This is a genomic window from Pseudofrankia coriaricola, from assembly GCF_032027725.1.
GTDB lineage: Bacteria > Actinomycetota > Actinomycetes > Frankiales > Frankiaceae > Pseudofrankia.
The window spans coordinates 147,817-162,244 of record NZ_JASNFO010000019.1; the positions used below are offsets into that span (position 1 = coordinate 147,817).

Here is a 14,428-nt window from a genome sequence, read left to right on the forward strand (position 1 = left end):
CGTCGCGCGCCGTGGCGAGAGGCATGGGCGATGTCTCATGGCCGGAAGAGCTTCCCGCAGGCAAGCCTCCCCACCGGGAGGCTTCCCACCCGCGGGACCTCCCGCCGGCCGTCCTCGGTGCCGCCATCCGGCGGTGCTCAATCCTCCGAAGGGATACACCAGACCATGACAAGCCCGACAACGAGCGCGCCCGCGGACCTGGGCATCGACGTCCGGCCGGTGGCCGGGAACATCGGCGCCGAGATCCACGGTGTCGACCTGCGCGAGGAGCTCGACGACGCCGCAATCGCCGAGATCCGGGCGGCGCTGCACCGCTGGAAGGTGGTCTTCTTCCGCGACCAGCACATCGACCACGCCCAGCAGATCGCGTTCGGCCGGCGGTTCGGCAAGCTCACGCCGGCGCACCCGCACGAGGACGCACCGCCGGAGGGATTCCCGGAGATCCTGCCGATCGACAGCCGCCGCTACAACAAGCTGTTCGGCCAGGCGGAGGCCAAGGACCTCAAGAAGAAGTTCAAGGTCACCTACGACAACGGCTGGCACACCGACGTCACCGCCCTGGTGAACCCGCCGGCCGGCTCCATCCTGCGCGCCGAGATCGTGCCGCCCTACGGCGGCGACACGCAGTGGACCAACCTCGTCGCCGCCTACGAGGGGCTGCCCGAACCGCTCCAGCGCCTCGCCGACGGGCTGCGGGCGAAGCACAGCTTCGGCCAGCCGATCTTCGAGGGCAGCGAGTACGGCAAGAAGATCAGGGCGAACCCGCTGGTGGCGATCCACCCGGTCGTTCGGGTGCACCCGGAGACCGGCGAGCGGGCCCTGTTCATCAGCCCGAGCTTCACCAGCCGCGACAACGAGATCATCGGCTTCGGGCCGCGCCAGAGCCGCGCGATCCTGGACCTGTTCTACGAGCAGATCTCCCGGCCGGAGTACACCGTCCGGTTCCGGTGGAGCCCGGGTGACATCGCATTCTGGGACAACCGGGCGACCGCGCATCTCGGCCCGTCCGACGTGGACATCACCGAGTTCGAGCGGGTGCTCTACCGGGTCACGCTCGAGGGGGACGTCCCGGTGGGCGTCGACGGCCGCTCGTCCGAGCTCGTCGCCGGCCAGCCGTTCCTGGCCGGCTGAGCGGCGCCGGGTAGCACCTTCCCCAAACCGCGATTCTGGAACGGCCGTGGCCCGTTCCGGGAGATGGCGGCGCCGCGCGTGTCCACGCCCCAGAGGCGCGCGGTGCCGCCGCGTGCCGTCTCCCTAATCCGAAGAACGACGCCGGAACGCCGTCGGGTCCGACAGCGTGCGCGCCGTCGGACCCGACGGCGGGCGACGCCTCCGGACGCGCTCGAGGCCCCTTCCCGTTCTCTCGGCGCATTCCTTCTCTCCCGGGGCTCTCTCGTCTTCTCTCGGGCATTTTCCTTGTCTCCGCACCTCGTCCGGCCCCTCTCGGCGCCTTCCTTCGACCGCGTCCGCCCAGCAACCGCGGCTGTGGCCCGCCCGCCGCGGCCGCGTCCCGCTCCCCTGATGCCTGACGGCGTCAGTCGTTCCCTGGATGGAGAATCCGATGCAGCACCGACGGCCGCGTAGACGGCTGTTCTCCCTCGCCGCCGTCGCGGCCCTGCTGGCGGTGGGCGCCGCCGCCTGTGGTGGTGGGGGATCCTCGCCCGATTCTTCGTCCGGCGACAGGACCACGCTGCGGATCGGCGACCAAGGAAAGATCCTGGAACTGCAGCTGACCCTGTCCGGGCAAGGCAAAGGAACTCCGTACGGCCTCGGCTTCAACACCTTCGCCGACGGGCCGCACATGAACGCGGCGTTCAGCGCGAACCGGCTCGACGTCGGCTACATGGGCGACACGCCCGTGCTTTTCGCCAACGCCTCTGCCGCCGGAATCACGGCGGTGGCCGTCGCGAAGTCGACCAAGAACTCGCAGACGATCTACGCGGGCAAGGACTCCGGCATCCAGACGCTGGCCGACCTCAAGGGCAAGAAGGTCGCCGTCACCGTCGGCACGTCGCTGCACGGCTACCTGCTCCAGCAGCTGGACTCGGCCGGGCTCACCGAGAAGGACGTCACACTGGTGAACGTCCCGGCCACGAGCCTCGTCTCGACGTTCACGTCCGGCCAGGTGGACGCCGTCGTCTGGGTCAGCCAGTACGGCGCCGCGCTCACCGGTACCGGCGCCCAGGAGATCAAGACGGCGCCGCTGCCGCAGTACTCCGTCATCCTCGCCGCGAAGTCGGCGTTGAAGGACCCGACGAAGCGCGCCGCCATCGAGGACTTCCTCGTGCGGCTCTCCCGCGCCTCGACGTGGCCGAAGGCACACCCGGACGCGTGGGTGCAGACGTACTACGTCCAGCTGCTCAAGCAGGACCCGACCACCAGCCGGGCGTTCTTCGACAGCCTGCCGGCCACCCAGTACGCGCCGGTCACCGATGACTTCACACAGTTCCAGCAGAAGCAGGCCGACCTGCTGATCGGTGCCGGCCAGCTGCCGAAGACCCTCAAGGTCAGCGACGAGATCGACGCCGCCTTCAACGCCGAGCTCACCGGAAAGTTCGCCGCCGCGGGGCTGACGACATGACGGCCACGGCCACCAGTCCGGGTCAGGGCCGCAGGCTGGGCGCCCTGCCCGCGGCCGGGCGGCGGGCAGGGCGGCCAGCCGGCCCGAGGAAGCCGAGGAGCGTGCGATGACCGACGTCAGCTACCTGCCTGCGACCGCCCCGCCACCCAAGGCCGGCCCCCACGGCCTTCCCCCGTCCGCGGCCGGGAGCGCCGCGACCAGGAGCGCCGCGGGGGAGACGCGCGCGAACGCCGCGCCGGCGGCGACCACGCCCACCCTCGAGGACCCCACCGGCGGTCGACGCTCCCGCGGGACCCGGCTGTCGGCTCCCGGCTGGATCCGCCGGCTCACGGGCCCGGCGGTGCTGTTCGCGGTCTGGTGGGCGGTCACCGGTACGGGCCTGGTCGGCGGCCGGGTACTCGCCTCGCCGCTTGCCGTCGCCCGTGCCTTCGGGGATCTGGCGGGCGACGGGGAGCTCTGGAACAACCTGTCGGTGTCGCTCGTCCGGGTCGGCTGGGGCGTGCTGTTCGGGGTCGCGGCCGGCCTCGTCCTCGCCGTCCTCGCCGGGTTCTTCCGTGCCGGCGAGCACATCGTCGACTCGTCGATGAACTTCCTGCGGACGATCCCCATCATCGCCCTGCTGCCACTGATCATCGTCTGGATCGGCATCGGCGAGTCGGCCAAGATCTTCCTGATCTCGGCCGGCGTCGTCTTCCCGGTCTACATGAACACGTTCGCGGGCATCCGCGGCGTCGACGTCAAGCTCGTGGAAGCCGGCCGGACGTTCGGGCTGGGCCGGCTCGGGCTCATCCGCCGCGTCATCATCCCCGGCGCGCTGCCGGGATTCCTCATCGGGCTGCGCTGGTCGCTCGGCGTCGCCTGGCTCCTGCTGGTCTTCGCCGAGCAGGTCAACACCGACCGCGGAATCGGCTACCTCCTCACCAGCGCCCAGGGATGGAACCGGACCGACATCATCATCCTCTGCCTGGTGATCTACGGCGTACTCGGACTGCTCTGCGACGGCATCGTCCGCGTCCTCGAAGGGAGTCTGCTGTCATGGCGACGCGGCTTCAGCGGTACCTGAGCCCCCCAGCGCCCACCAGCGCCCAGGACGAAGCCGGCCAGGCCGCCGGTCCGACCGGCCTGGCCAGCCTGACCGGCCACACCGGACCGGCCGGACCAGCCGGGGGCGACACCGACGGCGTGGCGGTGCGGGTGCACGGCCTGCGCCGGTCCTTCGGCGAGCGGGTCGTGCTCGACGGCCTGGACCTGACGATCGCCGCCGGCGAGTTCGTCGCGCTGCTCGGGCGCAGCGGATCGGGCAAGAGCACGCTGCTGCGCATCCTCGGCGGGTTCGACACCGGCATCGACGGCGACGTGCTCGCGGCGACCCGGCGATCCGTGGTCTTTCAGGAGGCACGGCTGCTGCCCTGGACCCGGGCACTCGGCAACGTCACGCTCGGCCTGCCCGGCAAGGACGTCGCGGCCCGTGGCCGGGTGGCGCTCGCCGAAGTGGGGCTGGCGGACCGCGAACGGGCCTGGCCGGTGACGCTCTCCGGCGGGGAGGCGCAGCGGGTCGCGCTCGCCAGGGCTCTGGTGCGCGAGCCGGACCTGGTGATGCTCGACGAGCCGTTCGGCGCGCTCGACGCCCTGACCCGCATCCGGATGCACGCCCTGCTGCAGGAGCTGTGCCGCCGCCACCGCCCGGCGGTCCTGTTCGTCACCCACGACGTCGACGAGGCCATCCTGCTGGCTGACCGTGTCCTGGTCCTCGCCGACGGCCGGTTGTCGCTCGACGTACCGGTAGGCGTCGCGTCCCCGCGGCTACGCTCCGATCCCGCGTTCGCCGTGCTGCGCTCCCGCTTGCTCGCCGAGCTCGGCGTCGACGACGTCGCCGAAGGCGCCCGCTGACCGTGCCCGAGGCAAGCCCGGCAGCACCTCCCTGGCGGGCTCGCCTCGGCGCCCCGCGGAACCGACGATCACCACGTTCCGCGGAACCGACTCGGGCGCTGAGCGCCCTCGGTGGCCACGGCCACGGCGGCGGCGGCGGCCGTGCTCGAGGGTGGAGGGGCCGCGGGGTCAACAGCGGCCATGGGCCAGTTCGGGCCCGGGCGCGGCGCGGGAGTCCGTCGCGGAAGTGCGAGCGGGGTCGCCAGGAGGAGGAGCCCGGCGGCCGCGATCGCGATCCGGGCGCTGGTGATGCTGGCCAGCAGTCCCCACAGCGCGGTCAGGGTCGCCGTCCCAAGCTTGCTGGTGATCGACCAGGCCGCCAGCGTCCGGGCGACGCGCTGGGGATCGGTGTGGTCGAGCCGGTAGGTGGCGAACAGGGGGGTGAACACTCCCATGCAGGTGACCAGGCCGAGCTGGACGGCGATGACGAGCACGATCCCGGCCGTGCCGGGGCAGACAAAGGCCAGCCCGAGCGACCAGCACGCCCGCGCCGCACCGGCGACGACGAGCACCCGGTGCGGTCCGTATCGCGCGGCCAGCGGTCGCGCCAGGCGAGAACCGACCAGGCCGCCGACGCAGGGCACACCGAACGCGAGGCCGTACTGCCAGGGCTCGAACCCGAGGTGGCCAACCATGAGGACGGCGAGCAGCGGCGACGTCGCCATGATCAGCCCATTGACCATGATCGTGTTGACGAACAGCGGCCGCAGCGCGGGATGGGTCAGGATGTACCGCCATCCTTCGACCAGATCGTGGGCTCGTAGCCCGTGCGAATCGGATCGCGCGGGGTGTGGCTCCCGACCGCCGATGGCACGGATACCCATCGCCGAGAGCAGGTAACTGACGGCGTCGGCCACCACGGTCGTCACCGGCCCGAACAGTCCGATCATGGCTCCGCCGAGTGGCGGTCCGAGCACGGTGGCGGTCCAGGTCGTGGACTCCAGCCGCGCGTTCGCGACGAGCAGGTCCGCTCCCCGCAAGAGGTCCTTCAGGTAGGCGCCACTGGCCGCCGTAAAGGCGATATCGGCGGCGGCGACGATGACCGACACGACCAGGAGCTGGGCGAAGCTGAGCGAGCCCGCCGCGAACGCCACCGGGACGCTCAGGACCGCGACGAACCGAGTCAGGTCCATCGCCACCATCACCGGCCGCTTGCGCCGGAACTCCACCCACGGGCCCAGCGGCACCGCCGCCACCGCCCCTACCGCCAGCCCCGCCGCCGCCAGTTCCGCGACTTCGATCGGCCCCACGTGCAGCACCAGGATCGCGATCAGCGGAAATGCGTCGAACGCGAGCCGCGCGCCCACCGTGCTGACCGTGAACGCCGCCCAGAGCCACCCGAACGGCCGACCCAGCGACCGCCCAGCCCACACACCCAACACACCCTCCAAGGCATTCGCACAACGTGACGTTGACCGCGGACATCAAAGCGGGCATCCAAAAGCCAGATCAAACAACCACCCTGCCGGCGAGCCACAACCGCACGTTGTGCGAATAGTGTCGGCAGGCGTGGATCTCGAGGCCGTGCGCACCTTCATCGCCGCCGCGGACGCGGGCCAGTTCCAGGAGGCCGCCGCGGACCTGTCGGTCACGCAGCAGGCCGTGTCCAAGCGCATCGCCACGCTGGAGAGAGACCTCGGTGTGCGGCTGTTCACCCGCACAGCGCGCGGAGTCCAGCTCACCATCGACGGGCAGGCGTTCCTGCCCCATGCGCGCGGTCTTCTCCGGGCCGAGGAGCGGGCAGCCGCCTCTGTCCGTCCCGGCCGCCGCGCACTGCGCGTCGACGTGATCAGCCGGCGGGTCGCGCCGGCGGCACTGCTGCGCGACTTTCACCGCGCGCACCCCGACACCGAGCTCGACGTCGTGACACTGTTCGACGCCGACGCCGCCTTTGCCGCGGTCCAGTCCGGGATGATCGACGTGTCGTTCCGCGCGGTCACCGTGCCCGCGTCACAGCTCCCCGACGGTGTCCGGACAGCCCGGGTCCTCGACGAGCCCCATCAGCTGCTCACCGGACCGCGCCACGAGCTGGCCGCCGCGCACGCGGTCACGCTCGCCCAGCTCGTCGGGCACCGGATCTGGATACCCGGCATCGCCCCCGGAACCGAGTGGGCCACCTACTACGACGACCTCGCCGCCGCGTTCGGCCTCACCATCGACGCGATCGGCCCCAACTTCGGCACCGACCATCTCCTGGACGTGCTCGCGGACTCCTCGACACTGGCCAGCCTCATCGGCCAGCAGACCCGGTTCCTCTGGCCCGACTACTACGACCTGCGCCGCGTCCCCCTGCATGACCCGACACCGGTCTACCCGCATTCGCTGATCTGGCATCACGAGAATCCGCACCCCGCGCTTGCCACATTCCGCGACCATTTCCGCTCCCGGTCCACCGGTCTCGAGCGCCCCGACGCCGGAACCTGGTCGCCGAAGTGGGCATCGCGGCAGGCCACGCCGTGACAGGGCCGTGACTCGGCCGGCGTTTACGCCGTTTCCGCGAGGCGACCGGGGCGGCGATCGGTCTCCGTCAGAAGCTGCCCATCAGGCGAAGCCGTCCCGCGGGAAAGCATTTTGGACACCCGATGCGCCCCGTCCGGCCACACTCCAAGTACAGGCCGCCACCACCCGGTGCCTGGGCGCAGGTACCCGAGAGGCGAGGTCATGGCGCTTGGCAACGCGAAACCGACGTTCACCTGCGACAACTGCGGCCGGCGCGGGAGCGGCGCCAGCACGACGTCCGCGACCGGCCGGCGGCTGTGCGTCGAGTGCGCCGACCAACTGACGGGCGCCGCCGCCGGACTCATGGCCAGCCAGGGCGCGGTCGGTGACGCCGTCGCCACCGCCGGCTGGTTCACCGCCCTCCGCGCCCGCCGCCGTTCCCGGCGCTCCCCCGGTGACAGCGCCTAGCGCCGCGCCGACGCCCGGCCCGCGGTTACTGGCTCGCGGCGCGCAGCGGGCCGGCGCACCAGCGGCTGACGGCGGCACGGCTGCGCAGGCGGACGATCGGGAGCCCGGGACGCCGCTCGCGCAGGGCGGCGATCCGTCGCGGGCTCTTGTGATGGGTCGACCAGGCCCAGCGCACGATGTGCTCGCGGTCGGTGAAGATCGTGCGCAGCGGCGGCTCGACGTTGCCGTTCCAGAGGACCTCGCGGCTTAGCCGACGGCGCAGGGTACGGCGAACGACCTGGCGCATGACTGTTCGGCGGGGCAGGTCGAGCCAGACCATCAGGTCTGCGCGGTCGGCGAGCAGGTCCCGCGCGTCCCGGTACTGCCATTCCGTCACCCAGGCGGCCCCCTCGCTGAACGCCTCGACGTCCGCCAAGAACGACTCCCGACGCGTCCAGCCGGGACCGTGGAACAGCCCGTCGATGTCGACATGTGGGATCCCCAGCGCCTCTCCCACCCGCCGGGCCAACGTCGTCTTCCCCGACCCCGACGTCCCCGCCACCACCACCCGCCGCGGCTGCTCCGGCAATGGATCCTCAGGCCCCAACATCACCACCTGACGGACGATAGCGGCCCGACTCCGCCAATCCAGCCACCAGTCCGGCGACATGCACCCCGATGACACGGCAGTAGCCGCCGGTCACGGTTTCGACGCGACTCCTCGTTTCGACCTGTCCAGGGTAGTGACTGGTGTCCGTCCGGTCACATCTGCGCACGCAATCGTCTCGGCGGCCAATTTGCGCTCGAGCACAATATTCTTTGTTTACAGTCGAGATAAACCGCCATAATTTGACGGATCAGCCCCGGGCTCATAACTTCCAACACGACCGCTCTACGTAAGTCCGGTTCCACGGACGGGAGCTATGAGTTTCGAGTTGGTGTTTTGCGACGAACCCGCCACCGGCCGAGCACCTGTGTGCGACTGGCTGGACAGTCTCGACACCGGTCGGCGGAACGCCGCCATGCGCGGGTTGTCCCTGGTACTCGCGGTGGAGGGTCCAGCTGTGTGCAACTCCGAATACGGGAAGGCGCTCGGCGGCGGTCTGTATGAGCTGCGGATCCGCCACGATGCAGCCGAACTGCTGAGGGCCCACAATCCGAGACTCCTTGAGAAGTTCGGCGCCCCGCCAGCCAGCGATGTACTTCTCAGGATCTTCTTCGGCTGCGAACGAGAAAGAGTCATCCTGATCGTCGGAGCCTACGACAAGGGTTCCGATCCATCCCCTCGCAAACAACAGACCGAGATCGACAAGGCGCGGTCCCGTCTTGGCGAATACCGGCGCAGGAGACCAACAACGCCCGTGGCGGGCCAGTCGCACAGCTTCCGCCGGTGGTGGATCTCCCAGGTCCGCCGACGCAGGTGACGAGATGGGCTTCAACCCATATCATGTGTCCACAGGGAGGTGCGCGATGAGCTACCGGTTCGACGACTACGTCGCCAGGGTGGAAGCACAGGCAGATGACGACGAGCGCGAGCTGCTCGACATCTACACCAAGTTCTTCGACGCCGAGCGGCAGCGCGTGTTCGACGTCCCCCGCCAGCTGGCCGCCGCGCGCCAGGCACGCCACCTGACGCAACGGCAGCTCGCGAAAGCCTCCGGCATCCAGCAGTCCGAGATCAGCAGGATCGAGCGTGGACAGATCAGCCCGACACTCGAGACCCTGACCCGACTGACCGCCGCGCTCGGGGCTCGGCTGGAGATCGTCGACACCGAAGGCAATCCGCTGGCCGTCTGATCCCGCGACGCATCCTCGACCGCCGGACGCGACCAGCCAGAAGCGAACGGACTACGACTTGCGGCCTACGCCGCAGTGGCCGTCGACCGGTGCGGGCAGGGCGCCGTCCGGGGTGGGGTCTGGCCGCCAGTGGGTGTGCGGCACGACGCCCGGGTCCACGAGCTCCAATCCCTCGAACCGCTCGGCGAACCGCTCCGGCGTGCGCAGGATGTAGGGAAGCGCGCCCGACTCGTTGTAGTCGTCCTGCGCCTCGTCGAAGCCGCTGTCGCCAGCCGGCTGGGTCCCGTCATAACTGGCCAGGTAGCTGCCCGAAGGCAATGCGTCCAGGTACTGCTTCACGATGGACCGCAGCTCGTTGTCGTCCGCGATGTGCCCGAGGACGCCCATCAGCATGAGAGCTACCGGCCTGGTGAAATCCAGGGTCCCGGACGCGGCGGCGAGGACGCTGCTCGGGTCGCGCAGGTCGGCGTCGATGTAGTCGGTGACGCCCTCGGGGGTGGTCGCCAGCAGCGCGCGGGCGTGTGTCAGCACCAGCGGGTCGTTGTCGACATACACGATCCGGCATTCCGGGGCGACGCGCTGGGCGACCTCGTGCGTGTTGTCGGCGGTGGGCAGACCGGTGCCGATGTCGAGGAACTGCCGGATCCCGGCCTCTCCGGCCAGGTAACGCACCGAGCGGACGAGGAACCCGCGGGAGGCACGCGCGAGGTCCGCGATGCCAGGGAAAACCTGGAGGTATTCCTCGCCCGCGGCCCGATCGACCGGATAGCAGTCCTTGCCGCCGAGCCAGTAGTTCCAGATTCGCGCCGAATGCGGCACAGACGCGTCGATCGAATCGGACAAGGCAACGGTCTGGCTCGAACCCTGCGGGTTGGCTGCCGACGGTTCTTCGACCATGCGTGTGGTCTCCGCGTGGTATAGGGCGGACAGTTCGGCCACCCTATCGCGGACCGTGGCGGACCTACCACCCCCCGCAGCCCCGACCTCCCACCCGGCGGAGGGCCTCCGTACTGTCCGCAAGCAAGGAGGCGCCCCGGCGGGCGAGCTGTCAGTCGGGGTCGTAGGCGAGGTTGGGGCGCAGCCAGCGCTCCACGTCGGCGACGTCCTTGCCCTGGCGGGCGGCGTAGTCCTTGACCTGCTCGCGGGAGATGCGGCCGACGGTGAAGTAGCGGGCCTCGGGGTTGGCGAAGATGAGGCCGCTGACGGCGGCCGCCGGGGTCATGGCGTAGGACGACGTCAGTTCCATGCCGAGATTCTCAGCGCCGAGGATGTCGAACAGGGCGCGCTTCTCGGTGTGGTCGGGGCAGGCGGGGTAGCCGAGGGCGGGGCGGATGCCGCGGAAGCGCTCGGCGTGCAGGTCGGCCAGCGCCGGGGCCGCGTCTGGCTCGAACCAGGCGCGGCGGGCCTCGAGGTGGATGTACTCGGCGAACGCCTCGGCGAGGCGGTCGGCGAGCGACTTGGCCATGATCGACCGATAGTCGTCCTGTACGGCCTCGAAGCCGGCGGACAGCTTCTCGGCGCCCTGGATGGAGACGGCGAACGCGCCCATGTGGTCTCCGCCGCCGGCCGGGGCCACGTAGTCAGCCAGGCAGCGGTTCGCCCGGCCGGCCGGCTTCTCGGTCTGCTGGCGCAGCATCGGGAAGCGGACCTCGCCGCCGCGGCCACTCGCGCCGGCACCGTCCTCGTCGGCGCCGGCCACGTCGAAGACGATGTCGTCGACGTCGGCGTGGGCCGGCCAGAAGCCATAGACGCCGTGGGCGGTGAAGGACCCGTCGGCGATGATCTGGTCGAGGAGGGCGTTGGCCTCATCGAACAGCTCGCGCGCCACGGGCTCGTCCAGGATCGCCGGGTAGGTGCCCTTCAGCTCCCAGGCGAGGAAGAAGAACCGCCAGTCGATGAACTCGCGCAGCTGGGCGATGGTGGGCGTCACCGTCCGCGTCCCGGTGAACGCCGGCGTCGGGAGGCCCGCGAAGCTGACCGGCTCGCGGTTGGCCCTGGCCGCCGCGAGCGAGAGCAGCGGACGCTGCTGGCGGTTCTCGTGCTGCTCGCGCAGCGTCGCCTGCTCCTCGCGGTTGCGTGTGTCCAGCGTCGCGGCGCGGTCGGTGTCGAGCAGGTCGGAGACGACCCCGACGACGCGGGACGCGTCGAGCACGTGCACCGTCGTCCCGTTGTACGCGGGGGCGATGCGCACCGCGGTGTGCTGGCGTGACGTCGTCGCGCCGCCGATCAGCAGCGGCAGCTTCAGCCCCCGCCGCTCCATCTCGGCCGCGACGCTGACCATCTCGTCCAGCGACGGGGTGATCAGCCCGGACAGGCCGACCGCGTCGACACCCTCCGCGACCGCCGTGTCGAGGATCTTCGTCGCCGGCACCATCACCCCGAGGTCGATGACCTCGTAGTTGTTGCAGCCGAGCACGACCCCGACGATGTTCTTGCCGATGTCGTGGACGTCGCCCTTGACGGTCGCGAGGACCACCTTGCCGGCGCCGCGGCCCGGCTCGATGCGGCCCTCGGCCAGCGCCTTCTCCTTCTCGGCCTCCATGTACGGCTCGAGGTAGGCGACGGACCGCTTCATCACCCGGGCGGACTTGACGACCTGCGGCAGGAACATCTTGCCCGCGCCGAACAGGTCGCCGACGACCTTCATGCCGTCCATCAGCGGGCCCTCGATGACCTCGAGCGGCCGCGCGACCTGCTGCCGGGCCTCCTCCGTGTCCGCCTCGATGAAGTCCACGATGCCGTGGACGAGAGCGTGCGAGAGCCGCTCGCGCACCGGCGCCTCACGCCAGGACAGGTCGGCGCCGCGGCGCGGCCCGGTGGCGCCACCGCCGGACGCGCGCAGGTCCTCGGCGTACGTGACGAGCCGGTCGGTGGCGTCCTCGCGGCGATCGAACAGCACGTCCTCGACCAGCTCGAGCAGGTCGGCCGGGATGTCCTGGTAGACGGTCAGCTGGCCCGCGTTGACGATGCCCATGTCGAGCCCGGCCTGCACGGCGTAGTACAGGAACGCCGAGTGCATCGCCTCGCGGACGACGTCGTTGCCGCGGAACGAGAACGACAGGTTCGAGATGCCGCCGCTGGTCCTGACGCCCGGGCAGCGCTCCTTGATGATCGGCAGGGCGTCGATGAACGCCTTGGCGTAGCCGTTGTGCTCGGCGATGCCGGTCGCGACGGCGAGCACGGCCGGGTCGAAGATGATGTCCTCGGCCGGGAAGCCGACCTCGGGGGCCGTCAGCAGCTTGTAGGCCCGCTCGCAGATCTCGACCTTGCGCTCGGTGCTGTCCGCCTGGCCCCGCTCGTCGAAGGCCATGACGACGACGCCCGCGCCGTAGGAGCGGATCAGTCGGGCGTGCTCCAGGAAGGGCTCCTCGCCCTCCTTGAGGCTGATCGAGTTGACCACGCCCTTGCCCTGCACGCAGCGCAGCCCGGCCTCGAGCACGGTCCACTTGGAGCTGTCGATCATGATCGGGATGCGGGCGACCTCGGGCTCGGTCGCGATCAGGTTGAGGAACGTCGTCATGGCCTGCTCGCCGTCGAGCAGGTCGGCGTCCATGTTGACGTCGAGGATGTTCGCCCCGCCGCGGACCTGCTCCAGGGCGACGTCGACGGCGCCCTGGTGGTTGTCGGCCTCGATGAGCCGGCGGAACTTCGCCGAGCCGGTGACGTTCGTCCGCTCACCGATCATGACGAAGCCGGTGTCGGGACCGATCTCGAACGTCTCCAGGCCGCTGAACCGGGTGCGCTCGGGCGGCGCGGCCACGGGCCGCGCCGCGACGCCGTGGACCGCGGCGGCGACCGCGGCGATGTGCGCGGGGGTGGTGCCGCAGCAACCGCCGACGATGTTGACGAGCCTCGAGGTCACGAACTCGCCGAGCAGGTTCGCCGCCTCGCCGGGGGTCTGGTCGTAGCCGCCGAACGCGTTCGGCAGGCCGGCGTTCGGGTAGCTGGCGACGTACGTGTCGGCGAGGCGGGCGAGCTCGGCGACGTAGGGGCGCATCTCGGCGGCGCCGAGCGAGCAGTTCAGCCCGACGACCAGCGGGTTCGCGTGCGCGACGGACGTCCAGAACGCCTCGACGGTCTGGCCGGACAGCGTCCGCCCGGACATGTCGACGATCGTGACGGAGATCCACAGCGGCAGCTCGGGCGCGGTCTCCTGGGCGGCCGCGATCGCGGCCTTCGCGTTGAGCGTGTCGAAGATCGTCTCGATGAGCAGCAGGTCGACGCCGCCGTCGGCGAGCGCGGCGATCTGCTCGGAGTAGGAGGCCTTGACCTGGTCGAACGTGACGGCCCGGTAGGCGGGCTCGTCGACGCGCGGCGACAGCGACAGGGTGACGTTGAGCGGGCCGATGGAGCCCGCGACGAACCGGGGGCTGCCGGTCTCGGCGGCGACCTCGTCGGCGGCCTCGCGGGCGATCCGCGCGCCGGCCAGGTTCATCTCCCGGACCAGCGACTGCAGGGCGTAGTCGCCCTGGCCGACGCTGGTGGCGGTGAAGGTGTTGGTGGTGACGATGTCCGCGCCCGCCGTCAGGTACTGGCGGTGCACGTCCCGGATGACGTCCGGGCGGGTGAGGTTGAGCAGGTCGGGATCACCGGTGACGTCGCGAGGATGGTCGACGGGGACGAAACCGCCGAGCCGATAGTCGGCCGGGGTAAGGCCCACTCCCTGCAGCATCGTGCCGTAGGCACCGTCCAGGACGACGACCCGCTGCGCGAGCCGGTCCCTCAGCGCCTGGATCCGTCGCGCCCGCTCGTGCTCGCGAACCTCGTTGACGACGGCGACCACCTGACCACCTCCCGCATAAGTTGTGGGAGGCGCCCTTTGGGGATGCGGAACCAGCCGAGCGTGGCGGCCCACCCTGGTACCCGACAGGTAGCCCAGCATCGGTGGCCCGTTGCAGCGCCTCTCGACCTGTCTACGACCTTACTAAAGCCTGTCCGGCGGCTGGCACCGCGGTACGCCCCTCGTGACGCTCCGTCGCAGGTCCCCGGTGGCCACGAGCACCGGCGCCGGACCGGCCGACGTGCCCGCGCCGCAGCGGGCGCGCGCGTGAACAGGCGGAAAACGTCTCCCGATCGGCGATGAGTGGTTGGCCTCACACCAGTCTTTGCTGGGACTAAATCAGTTGACGGGCGGATTTGTCCTCGATAACGCTCTCTTAAGTCCCCCTTCAGGTGGGAGCTGGCTGCGCCTGCCCGTCGTCGAGCTCCGAGGAGGTCCAGGTGGCCGTCGCGACC

The 14,428-nt window shown here is 70.6% G+C and carries 12 protein-coding genes; 8 read left to right on the plus strand and 4 right to left on the minus strand.

Annotated features, from left to right (window positions below):
• Positions 1-165: 165 nt before the first annotated feature.
• The 4 genes from QOZ89_RS12165 (at position 166) to QOZ89_RS12180 (ending at position 4,471) form a co-directional block, all read left to right on the plus strand.
• Positions 166-1,131 carry a TauD/TfdA dioxygenase family protein gene (locus QOZ89_RS12165; RefSeq protein WP_071046579.1) on the plus strand — a complete coding sequence of 322 codons (966 nt, stop codon included), beginning with the start codon at positions 166-168 and terminating at the stop codon, positions 1,129-1,131.
• A gap of 430 nt (positions 1,132-1,561) precedes the next feature.
• The gene (locus QOZ89_RS12170; RefSeq protein ID WP_312623790.1) at positions 1,562-2,581 is read left to right on the plus strand and encodes an ABC transporter substrate-binding protein; all 1,020 of its coding nucleotides are present in this window, start codon (positions 1,562-1,564) and stop codon (positions 2,579-2,581) included.
• A gap of 106 nt (positions 2,582-2,687) precedes the next feature.
• Positions 2,688-3,644: an ABC transporter permease gene (locus QOZ89_RS12175; protein ID WP_312623791.1), complete on the plus strand. Its 957-nt coding sequence runs from the start codon at positions 2,688-2,690 to the stop codon at positions 3,642-3,644.
• The gene (locus QOZ89_RS12180; RefSeq protein WP_312623792.1) at positions 3,617-4,471 is read left to right on the plus strand and encodes an ABC transporter ATP-binding protein; all 855 of its coding nucleotides are present in this window, start codon (positions 3,617-3,619) and stop codon (positions 4,469-4,471) included. Before QOZ89_RS12175 ends, QOZ89_RS12180 begins: the two co-directional genes overlap by 28 nt.
• Before the next feature lie 68 nt (positions 4,472-4,539).
• On the opposite strand, the gene QOZ89_RS12185 is transcribed toward QOZ89_RS12180, so the two are convergent.
• Positions 4,540-5,883, minus strand: coding sequence for an MFS transporter (locus tag QOZ89_RS12185; RefSeq protein ID WP_312623813.1), 1,344 nt, complete (start codon positions 5,881-5,883; stop codon positions 4,540-4,542).
• Positions 5,884-6,019: 136 nt separating this feature from the next.
• On the opposite strand from QOZ89_RS12185, the gene QOZ89_RS12190 reads away from it, so the two are divergent.
• Both QOZ89_RS12190 and QOZ89_RS12195 read left to right on the plus strand, forming a co-directional pair.
• Complete coding sequence (locus QOZ89_RS12190; protein ID WP_312623793.1) at positions 6,020-6,970, plus strand: LysR family transcriptional regulator; 951 nt, start codon at positions 6,020-6,022, stop codon at positions 6,968-6,970.
• A gap of 201 nt (positions 6,971-7,171) precedes the next feature.
• Positions 7,172-7,417 (plus strand): hypothetical protein, encoded by a 246-nt coding sequence (locus QOZ89_RS12195; RefSeq protein WP_071046583.1) that lies wholly within the window; start codon positions 7,172-7,174, stop codon positions 7,415-7,417.
• 25 nt (positions 7,418-7,442) lie between these two features.
• Here the strand turns inward: QOZ89_RS12195 and QOZ89_RS12200 are convergent, their stop codons facing one another.
• Positions 7,443-7,985: a P-loop NTPase family protein gene (locus tag QOZ89_RS12200; protein ID WP_241841462.1), complete on the minus strand. Its 543-nt coding sequence runs from the start codon at positions 7,983-7,985 to the stop codon at positions 7,443-7,445.
• A 334-nt stretch (positions 7,986-8,319) separates the two neighbouring features.
• Here QOZ89_RS12200 and QOZ89_RS12205 point away from each other — a divergent pair, with 334 nt between their 5' ends.
• Positions 8,320-8,820 (plus strand): type II toxin-antitoxin system RelE/ParE family toxin, encoded by a 501-nt coding sequence (locus QOZ89_RS12205; protein ID WP_131803725.1) that lies wholly within the window; start codon positions 8,320-8,322, stop codon positions 8,818-8,820.
• Positions 8,821-8,866: 46 nt separating this feature from the next.
• Positions 8,867-9,193: a helix-turn-helix domain-containing protein gene (locus QOZ89_RS12210; protein WP_071046585.1), complete on the plus strand. Its 327-nt coding sequence runs from the start codon at positions 8,867-8,869 to the stop codon at positions 9,191-9,193.
• Between the two features lie 51 nt (positions 9,194-9,244).
• On the opposite strand, the gene QOZ89_RS12215 is transcribed toward QOZ89_RS12210, so the two are convergent.
• Positions 9,245-10,090, minus strand: coding sequence for an SAM-dependent methyltransferase (locus tag QOZ89_RS12215; RefSeq protein WP_312623794.1), 846 nt, complete (start codon positions 10,088-10,090; stop codon positions 9,245-9,247).
• 151 nt (positions 10,091-10,241) lie between these two features.
• Positions 10,242-13,976: a methionine synthase gene (gene metH, locus QOZ89_RS12220; protein WP_312623795.1), complete on the minus strand. Its 3,735-nt coding sequence runs from the start codon at positions 13,974-13,976 to the stop codon at positions 10,242-10,244.
• Positions 13,977-14,428 lie beyond the last annotated feature (452 nt).

Bases quoted from the DNA above. Each gene is read 5' to 3' on its own strand.
- QOZ89_RS12165 (WP_071046579.1), top strand. From the start codon at position 166: ATGACAAGCCCGACAACGAGCGCGCCCGCGGACCTGGGCATCGACGTC.
- QOZ89_RS12195 (WP_071046583.1), top strand. From the start codon at position 7,172: ATGGCGCTTGGCAACGCGAAACCGACGTTCACCTGCGACAACTGCGGC.
- QOZ89_RS12210 (WP_071046585.1), top strand. From the start codon at position 8,867: ATGAGCTACCGGTTCGACGACTACGTCGCCAGGGTGGAAGCACAGGCA.
- QOZ89_RS12205 (WP_131803725.1), top strand. From the start codon at position 8,320: ATGAGTTTCGAGTTGGTGTTTTGCGACGAACCCGCCACCGGCCGAGCA.
- QOZ89_RS12215 (WP_312623794.1), bottom strand. From the start codon at position 10,090: ATGGTCGAAGAACCGTCGGCAGCCAACCCGCAGGGTTCGAGCCAGACC.
- QOZ89_RS12180 (WP_312623792.1), top strand. From the start codon at position 3,617: ATGGCGACGCGGCTTCAGCGGTACCTGAGCCCCCCAGCGCCCACCAGC.
- QOZ89_RS12175 (WP_312623791.1), top strand. From the start codon at position 2,688: ATGACCGACGTCAGCTACCTGCCTGCGACCGCCCCGCCACCCAAGGCC.
- QOZ89_RS12170 (WP_312623790.1), top strand. From the start codon at position 1,562: ATGCAGCACCGACGGCCGCGTAGACGGCTGTTCTCCCTCGCCGCCGTC.